We start from the raw sequence: 1,301 nt of genomic DNA, 5'->3' as shown, positions 1-1,301 counted from the left end.
TTGTCCCGTCCTGAAATAGGTTTACACATTGGAGACCTATTATGGAAAAGCCAATCCCTTCAAAAAGAAAGCGCACTCAGTGCGATTATTCACTAGCCTTTAAATTGTTAGTCGTTGAGCAAGTTGAAAAAGGCGAGATGACTTACAAACAAGCCCAGCAACACTATGGGATACAAGGTCGAAGCACTGTTCTTGTCTGGTTAAGAAAACATGGCCGCTTCGATTGGTCACCACAAGGAATGTCCATGATGCCTCGCGCTAAAGAAACGCCAGCTCAAACCATCAAGCGTCTTGAAAGAGAGCTTGAAGATGAACGCTTACGCAATTTATTGCTCAACGAGGTCGTTGATATCCTTGATGCTGAGCACGGAGCGGGCCTGCGAAAAAAGCTTGCAGCCAAGGAGCGAGACGCCTGCAGGCCCAAGGCAAAGTAAGCCTAAGTCGGTCCTGCGCGCTGCTTGGCATCAGTCGGCAATCAATCTATCAGCGAGAAAAACGAGCCAAAGCAAAGCTCATCGCGTTAGCGCCTGTCAAAGCCATGGTGCAAGAGCTGCGATGCTTTATGCCGCGCTTAGGCACACGAAAACTCTACTTCCTTCTTCAACCTAAGTTCGCTCATCATGGGATTAAGCTAGGGAGAGACGGTCTATTTGCATACCTTCGCAGTCATCAAATGCTGGTCAGGCCCAAAAGAAGCTACACCAAAACCACAGACAGTCGCCACTGGATGAAGAAACACCCTAACTTAGTACAGGCGTTAGATATCACTCGGCCAGAGCAAGTGTATGCCAGTGATATTACGTATGTAGAAAGTGACGAAGGCGTTCACTACTTATCACTCACCACCGATGTTTATAGTCGCAAAATCATGGGCTATGAGCTCAGCCGTGACATGAAAGCCATCGATGTTGTAAAAGCACTGAAGATGTCCATAAAGTAGCGGCTCAACAACCAACCTCTGATACACCACTCCGACAGAGGAAGCCAATACTGCTCTTCTCTCTATCAGTCAGAGTTACAGAAATACGATATCGCCCCATCCATGACCGATGGCTATGATTGTTACCAGAACGCGCTCGCAGAGCGGGTCAATGGCATTTTAAAGCAGGAGTTTTTGCTTCATAAGTGTCAAAGCTTCGACGAGTTAAAACGGTTGGTAAGTGACTCCATCACTATCTACAATCGATTAAGGCCGCACTTAAGCCTTGATATGAAAACACCTGAAGAGGTGCATAAAAAAGCCAGCGCTGAATGGGCGCTGGCTTAGTTAAAAACCGTCAACTTATTTTAGGACGGCACAG

The 1,301-nt window shown here is 47.0% G+C and carries 1 pseudogene; it reads left to right on the top strand.

The features are described 5' to 3' along the window. Positions 1-41: 41 nt before the first annotated feature. A pseudogene (locus DU002_RS19230) lies at positions 42-1,267 on the top strand (IS3 family transposase). Positions 1,268-1,301 lie beyond the last annotated feature (34 nt).

The sequence above is a fragment of the Corallincola holothuriorum genome, from assembly GCF_003336225.1.
Taxonomy (GTDB): domain Bacteria; phylum Pseudomonadota; class Gammaproteobacteria; order Enterobacterales; family Neiellaceae; genus Corallincola; species Corallincola holothuriorum.
The sequence above is the reverse complement of the archived record's forward strand: the minus strand, read 5'-3'. Positions and strand labels throughout refer to the sequence as shown.